7 protein-coding genes and 1 pseudogene are annotated in these 6,986 nt (G+C 67.9%); 5 read left to right on the top strand and 3 right to left on the bottom strand.

Annotation, left to right across the window (positions count from 1 at the left end):
- Nucleotides 1-341 (bottom strand): hypothetical protein (locus tag ACQY4Y_RS11605; RefSeq protein ID WP_428490703.1); only part of this gene is annotated, 341 nt, incomplete at its 3' end.
- Nucleotides 342-353: 12 nt separating this feature from the next.
- The gene (locus ACQY4Y_RS11600; RefSeq protein ID WP_428490776.1) at nt 354-551 is read right to left on the bottom strand and encodes a hypothetical protein; all 198 of its coding nucleotides are present in this window, start codon (nt 549-551) and stop codon (nt 354-356) included.
- Between the two features lie 35 nt (nt 552-586).
- Between ACQY4Y_RS11600 and infB the strand changes: the two are divergent.
- The 5 genes and pseudogenes from infB to uraD form a co-directional block, all read left to right on the top strand.
- Nucleotides 587-2,905: pseudogene (gene infB / locus ACQY4Y_RS11595) on the top strand (translation initiation factor IF-2); the annotation flags it as partial.
- Nucleotides 2,902-3,354 carry a 30S ribosome-binding factor RbfA gene (rbfA, locus tag ACQY4Y_RS11590; RefSeq protein ID WP_428490702.1) on the top strand — a complete coding sequence of 151 codons (453 nt, stop codon included), beginning with the start codon at nt 2,902-2,904 and terminating at the stop codon, nt 3,352-3,354. The pseudogene infB and the gene rbfA, both read left to right, overlap by 4 nt.
- Before the next feature lie 53 nt (nt 3,355-3,407).
- Nucleotides 3,408-3,677, top strand: coding sequence for a type II toxin-antitoxin system Phd/YefM family antitoxin (locus ACQY4Y_RS11585; protein ID WP_428490701.1), 270 nt, complete (start codon nt 3,408-3,410; stop codon nt 3,675-3,677).
- On the top strand, nt 3,677-4,093 hold the full coding sequence (locus tag ACQY4Y_RS11580; RefSeq protein WP_428490700.1) for a type II toxin-antitoxin system VapC family toxin: 417 nt from the start codon (nt 3,677-3,679) through the stop codon (nt 4,091-4,093). Before ACQY4Y_RS11585 ends, ACQY4Y_RS11580 begins: the two co-directional genes overlap by 1 nt.
- Before the next feature lie 224 nt (nt 4,094-4,317).
- The gene (gene uraD, locus ACQY4Y_RS11575; RefSeq protein ID WP_428490699.1) at nt 4,318-5,253 is read left to right on the top strand and encodes a 2-oxo-4-hydroxy-4-carboxy-5-ureidoimidazoline decarboxylase; all 936 of its coding nucleotides are present in this window, start codon (nt 4,318-4,320) and stop codon (nt 5,251-5,253) included.
- 6 nt (nt 5,254-5,259) lie between these two features.
- Here the strand turns inward: uraD and ACQY4Y_RS11570 are convergent, their stop codons facing one another.
- A complete protein-coding gene (locus tag ACQY4Y_RS11570; RefSeq protein ID WP_428490698.1) occupies nt 5,260-6,930 on the bottom strand; it encodes a methyltransferase in 1,671 nt (556 codons plus the stop codon).
- Between the last annotated feature and the right edge of the window lie 56 nt (nt 6,931-6,986).

Genomic DNA, 6,986 nt, shown 5'->3' with positions numbered 1-6,986 from the left:
ACGTTGGAGGACTGCTCGCAGGCCAGGTGGACCCCGCCCAGCTGGGCCACCGAGTCGTCCCCGTACTCGAAGAACACCCGCTCATAGAGGTCCTCGGCCCGCTTGAGACCGACGGTGGCGTCGACGCTGGCATCCCCGGTGATGTCGAGATCGCCCACGAACTCGTCCAAGAACAGCCGGCGCAGGCTCTTGGGCGACCGGGAGTACCGGGCGAAGAGCGCCCCTTTGACCACCTCGGGCAAGTTGACCAGGGCGAACACCGGCTGGTCGAGGTTGGTGACATAACGACGGAGAATTGCCTCCTCGTCGGCGGTGAACGTCTCCTCCACGTACGGGAACATGCCCAGACAACCTTACGACGGGCCCCCGTCATCGGTGGCGGATGCCACCAGCGCTCCCGGGACGATGCCGGCAGCCACCACGTCACGGCGCAGCAGGTCCACGGCGGCTCTCGCCGAGGCTGCCATTTCCGGATCGGTGGTGATGATCGAGACCTGGCCCACCAGGTCGGCCAGCTGCTTGATGGTGCGGACGAAATCGCCAGGGGCGATCTCCCGACATCGCGGGCGGCCACCTCGAGGACCGTGCCGAGGAAGCCCGCCGCCGCGAATCCGAGGCGCGCAAGGCCGCCGAGGAACAAGAGCGTCTGGCCGAGGAACAGGCGGTTCGCGACAAGCTCGAGGCCGACGCCAATCGCGCCGCCGAAGCCGCCACGGCCGCTGCCGCCGCGCGCGATCCGACCACCGCGGAGCCCGATCAGCCATCCCATGCCGCCGCCCTGCCCAGCGCGCAGCCGCAACCGGGCCAGCCCGCGGCAAGGGCTCCAGCCGGGCGCCCCGGGGCACCCGCCCCGGCACCCTCGCCGTCAGCGGCCACCGAGACCCTGCGGCTGCGCAACCGCGCCGAGGAGGAAGACGACGGTCGTCCGGTCCGCCGCACCGGCCCCGGCGGCCTACCCGCCCGCAAACCGCCGGTCGCGCTCCCCAAGAGCGGCACCAACGACCGCCGCCGCGCCGGGCGCATCGACGTCCAGGCGGCGATCGAGGGTGAGGACGAAAAGGTCCGCTCGCTCGCTTCGGTCCGCCGCCAGCGCGAACGCGAACGCCGCCAGGCCGAACTCGACAGGCTGCGCTCCGACCAGGTGAAGGTGGTGCGCGACGTCATCCTGCCGGAACAGATCACCGTGCAGGAACTGGCCAACCGCATGGCCGCGCGCGCACCCGAAGTGATCAAGGCGCTGATGAAGATGGGGGTAATGGCCACCATCACCCAGACGCTGGATGCCGACACCGCCGAACTGGTGGTGCAGGAATTCGGCCACCGCGCCCGCCGGGTCTCGGAATCCGACGTCGAGCTCGGACTCGAAGGTCATGCCGACGCCGACACCGACCTGATCACCCGCCCGCCCGTCGTCACCATCATGGGCCATGTCGACCACGGCAAGACCTCGCTGCTCGACGCCCTGCGCGCCACCGACGTCGCGGCCGGTGAGGCCGGCGGCATCACCCAGCACATCGGCGCCTACCAGGTGAAGATGCCCGGCGGCGAACAGATCACCTTCATCGACACACCGGGCCACGAGGCGTTCACCGCAATGCGCATGCGCGGCGCCTCGGTCACCGACATCGTCGTTTTGGTGGTCGCCGCCGATGATGGCGTCATGCCGCAGACCATCGAGGCGATCCGTCACGCCAAGGCCGCCAACGCCCCGCTGATCATCGCCATCAACAAGATGGACAAGCCAGACTCCGACCCCAACCGGGTGCGCCAGGAACTGCTGAGCCATGAAGTCGTGGTTGAGGATCTCGGCGGCGAAACCCAGGACGTCCCGGTCTCGGCGCTGAAGAAGACCGGCCTCGACAAGCTGGAGGAAGCCATCCTGCTGCAGGCCGAACTGCTCGACCTGCGGTCCAACCCGAACCGCACCGCCGAAGGCACGGTGATCGAAAGCCGGTTGGATCGCGGCCGCGGCCCGGTCGGCACCGTGCTGGTGCAGCGTGGCACGCTGAAACAGGGCGACATCGTCGTCGCCGGCGCCGAATGGGGCCGGGTGCGCGCGATGCTGGACGACAAGGCCAAGCCGATGACCCAGGCCGGCCCGTCCGCCGCGGTGGAAATCCTCGGCCTCAGCGGCGCACCCTCGGCCGGCGAACCCTTCGTCGTGGTCGAGAATGAAAGCCGCGCCCGCGAGATCACCGAATTCCGCGAACGCCGCCAGCGCGACAAGGCGGCCGGCGCGGCGGTCGGCGCCCGCGGCACGCTGGACCAGATGCTGGCCCGCATCCAGGCCGGCGAACAGAAGGAAGTCGCCGTCCTGATCAAGGCCGACGTCCAGGGCAGCGCCGAGGCGATCCAGGCATTGGTCACCAAGCTGGAGCATGAGGAAGTCAAGATCCGCGTCCTGCTCGCCGGCGTCGGCCAGATCACCGAAAGTGACATCCAGCTCGCCAAGGCGTCCAGCGCGGTGATCGTCGCCTTCAACGTCCGCGCCACCTCGCAGGCCCGCGACCTTGCCCAGCGCGAGAACGTCGATATCCGCTACTTCTCGATCATCTACGAAGTCGCCGATGACATCGAAAAGCTGGTCAAGGGCAAGGTCGCGCCCAAGGCTCGGGAAAAGTTCCTGGGCTATGCCGAGGTCCGCAAGGTGTTCAATATCACCAAGACCGGCAAGGTCGCGGGCTGCATGATCACCGAGGGCTTGGTCAAACGCGGCTCCGGCGTGCGTGTGCTGCGCGACAACGTGGTGATCCACACCGGCGAATTGTCCCAGCTCAAGCGCTTCAAGGACGATGTGCGCGAGGTCGCCCGCGGCTACGAATGCGGCCTGTCGTTCGCCCACTTCGAAAACCTGCAGGAAGGCGACGTCGTCGAGTGCTTCGAGACCGAGATGGTCCCGGGTTGACCAAGCCAGCCCGGGCCGGTGCCGCGAAGGCGGGCCCATCGCAACGGCAACTGCGCGTGGCGGAGGAAATCCGCCACGTGCTGTCGGGGATCTTCGGCCGCGGCGAGTTCCGCGACCCCGACCTCGCCGACGCCCGCATCACCGTCAGCGAAGTCCGCATCGGCCCCGATCTGAAACGCGCCACCGCCTTCGTTACCCGACTCGGCCGCTCCGACGTCGATGCGCTGATCCCCGCCCTGGTCCGCGCCACCCCCTATTTGCGCGGCCAGGTGGCCAAGGCGCTCAGGCTGAGAGTCGCCCCGGACCTCACATTCACGCCCGATCGCACGCTGGACTACGCGATGAAGATCGATGCGCTCATGCACCGCCCCGAGATCGCCCGCGACCTGCACCCAGACGCCGCCGACAACCCCACGGACCCACCCACCTCCAATCCACAATCAGCTTGACTCCCGCACCGTTTAAATCTAGTCGGTCTAGCTATACACCAACGGAGACCGCCGTGCAGGACTGGCAATTGCAGGACGCAAAAAACCGTTTCAGCGAAGTGGTCAAGCGCGCCCGCGACGACGGCCCGCAGACCGTGACCGTGCACGGCCAACGCGCCGCGGTCGTCGTCTCGGCGCGGGAATTCGATACCCTCTCCAATCCGCCGGTCTCCTTCGTCGATTTCCTGCTCGGCGATGCCCCTGAACATGACAAATGGCCCGACGACGTGGTGCAGGCTATCAACGATCGCGGCAACGATGCCGGGCGCGACATCGATTTCTGATGTACCTGCTCGACACCTGCGTCATCTCGGAAGCTCGCCGCCGCACTCCCCAGGTGGTCACCTGGCTTCGCTCGACGCGTCCCGAAACGCTGTTTCTCAGCGCCATTACCGTCGGTGAGATCATGAAGGGCGTCAGCATGAAGCTGCGCACCGACCCGCCGGCCGCCGCGCCCTTGCTCCGCTGGCTGGACGAGTTGCGCGTGGTCTATGCGTCCCGCATCCTGCCGGTCGACGACGCCGTGGCCACCAGTTGGGGCCGGCTGATGGCCAAGCGTTCGCGTCCGGTGATCGACACACTCATCGCGGCGACCGCTCGGGTCCACAACAAGATCGTCGTCACCCGCAACGTCGACGATTTCGCCGACGCCGGCGTCACCGTGCTGGACCCTTGGACCATCGTCCGCTTGGCGGACTAAAGCCTGATGGCGCTGGGCGAAACGTTCAAAGCGCGGGAATCAGCCGATAAAACAGATAGCTGCAGCGCTTTCGGGTTGTACAGTCACCCTTAAAGCGCTCCAGCCCGGATCCGGGGGCGACGAAAAGCCACCCTACAAGCCGCGACGCGAAGGGCATCATCGACCCGGGAATTACCACGCCCAGACCGCATCGGGGCGACCGAATCGCCCGACCGAGGACGATCATGCACACGCTGGATCAGCTCAATGCGATGTCACCCGATGCGTTCAGCGCCGCACTCGACGGTGTGTTCGAGCACGCCCCCTGGGTCGCCGAGGCCGCCGCCACGCGACGCCCGTTCGCCACCGTCACCGCGCTGCACGACGCCCTGATGGCCGCGGTGAAGGCTGCGCCGGCCGATCGCTGCCTGGGTTTCCTGCGCTCGCACCCGGCGTTATCGGCGAAAGCCCTGGCCGATCCGACGCTGACCGCCGCCTCCCGCGAGGAACAGGCCGGTCTCGCCATGTCCGGCCTGGGCGACCAGATCGCCCGGTTCGACTCCGCCTGCTCGACCTATGAAACCCGCTTCGGCTTCCCGTTCATCGTCTGTGTCCGCCGCCAGACCCCGCACTTCGTGCTGCGCGGTCTGCAGCGCCGCCTGACCAACACGCCGGACCAGGAACGCACCGCCGCGCTGGCCGAAATCGGCCACATCAGCCGCCTGCGCCTGGTCGATCGCGTGCACGGCCCGGGCATGCCGCCGACCAGCGGGCATCTGTCCACCCACGTGCTCGACACCGTCCGAGGCAAGCCGGCCCAGGGCATCGCCATCCAAGCATTCCGCGAAGGCGTCTTGATCGCGCAGGCGGTCACCAACCAGAACGGCCGCACCGATGCACCGCTATGGGCCGACGCCCCACTTCGCGTCGGCCGCTACGAACTCCGCTTCCACGTGCAGAACTACTGCTCCTCGGGGCCCGATCGCGCCGATCCACCCACTACCGATCCGTCCAGCGCCGATCCGCCCGATATCGGCCCACGCGACATCGGCCCACCCGCCACCGATCCCCCCTGGCACGACGTGATCCCGATCCGCTTCGGCGTCGCCGAACCCGAGCGCCGCTACCACGTCCCGCTGCTGCTGGGCGGCTTCAGCTACACCACCTACCGAGGAAGCTGACCCCGATCAGGCCGCCTGATTGCGCATCATTCGCTGCCACCGAGCCTCCCCCAGCATCTCGCGCCGAGCCCAAAGCGAGCGATACCAGGCGATCCGCGGCGCCACCTGATAGGCCAGCATGCGCTCGTCGGCGACGTAGCGGCGCGCCGCGTCGCCAATCTCGCGCGCCATCTCAGGCGTCGCCAGCAGCCGCAGCAGCTTGGCATTGAACTCCGCCGGGTCGCGGAACAACAGACCGGTCCGGCCATCCTCGATGCTGTCGCCGTACACCACGCTGCTCGCCAGCACCGCCACCCGGCACGACCCCGCCTCGATGAATTTCAGGTCCGACTTGGCGCGATTGAACCGATTGTCGGCCAGCGGCATGAAGGAGATCTCGCACCCGCCCAGCAGCCGAAGATAGGTCTCGTGATCGCAGGTCTGGGTGAACGCCTTGTGCGGAGTCTCCAGCGCCTCGAAGAAGCTCTGATCATGCACTACCTGGAACCGCAGACGGTCCCCCGCCACCGCCGCCACCGCGTTGATCACCGGCATCAACGGCAACCAGTCCAGCTCACGGTTCAGCGCGCCGAAAAACATAGTCACCACCCCAGGGTCGGCGAAATTGCCGATCGCGGGCAGGCTGCCGACGGCATTCGGAAACACCGCGATCTCGGAGTGGTAGGCGCGCAGCGCCTCGGCCATCGTCGCCGTGGTCGTCTGCACCGCGTGCACGCCGTAGAAACCCAAAGCTCCGCCATGCTGCATCATGGCAAAATGCTCCGGCAGATCATCGAACTCGGTGACGATCAGGAAGCCCGCCTCGGTCAGATGCCGCAACACCGCGCGACCCTGCTCGCCCATCATGGCCGGCCGGTGCAGCACGAAAATGCGCGGCGAGGGATCGCCCGGCGCGGCGACCCGCACCTGATCGGTCACCCTGGCCTCGACCGCCGGGTCGGTTGCCATCGCGTGGATCGGATAGACGACCCGCACGTGCGAAACCGCCCCGACCGGGTCCAGCATGTTCCCCGCCAGCGTCATCCGCCGCGGCAACTCCCTGGCGGCGCGCGCAATCAGGTGGCTCGGTCCGGCGCGAGCCGCGTATTCCTGCGGATCCACCCCCAGCGCTTCTAGGCTGGGCGCGATCGCCTCGGCGAACCGCGCCGCGTCAGCATCCGGCCGCGGCGTCGTGATGTCGCACAGCGTGAGTCCCGCGCCCATCAAATGGTCCGCGATGGCGTCCCGGTCGAAACCGGACACCGTCGTGAGGTCCTGGCCTTCGTCGTTCCCCCGCCCACCGCGCAGCAGCCGGTCGGCGACCCGCCAGTGATCGGGGTTGCGAACCCGGAGCAGCACCACCCCATCGGCCCCCAAGCTGGCCGCGTGCCGACGGATCATCGCCCAAGGGTCCCGCAGTCGCTCCAGCATCCCGTTGTAGATGATGCAATCGAGGCCATCCGGCAGCTCGAACGGCAAGGTGTCCCGTTCGGGATCCACCGTGACAACCTGATCAAGTTGCGATTCCGCCTGCGCCGCCAGGACCGGATCGGTCTCGATGCCCAGCAGGCGCGCCCTCGGATTCATCGCGCGATAGGCGGCACTAAGCTCCCCGTTGCCGCATCCCACCTCCAGGATCGTGCGGGCCGAGAGCGGAATCAGTGTCAGCAGATCCGGAGCATTCGAGGCAAAAAGCATCGCCGGTGCAGAAATCCCGCCTGCGTGAGGGGGCCGCCGCCCCGGACCCGGCCGGG

This window comes from Rhodopila sp. (genome assembly GCF_965277165.1).
Taxonomy (GTDB): domain Bacteria; phylum Pseudomonadota; class Alphaproteobacteria; order Acetobacterales; family Acetobacteraceae; genus Rhodopila.
Note: the sequence above shows the minus strand (reverse complement) of the source record. Positions and strands in the feature narration are given on the sequence as shown.

What these genes read in the sequence shown, in the direction of transcription:
- uraD (WP_428490699.1), top strand. Translation starts at nt 4,318, where the DNA reads ATGCACACGCTGGATCAGCTCAATGCGATGTCACCCGATGCGTTCAGC.
- ACQY4Y_RS11580 (WP_428490700.1), top strand. Translation starts at nt 3,677, where the DNA reads ATGTACCTGCTCGACACCTGCGTCATCTCGGAAGCTCGCCGCCGCACT.
- ACQY4Y_RS11570 (WP_428490698.1), bottom strand. Translation starts at nt 6,930, where the DNA reads ATGCTTTTTGCCTCGAATGCTCCGGATCTGCTGACACTGATTCCGCTC.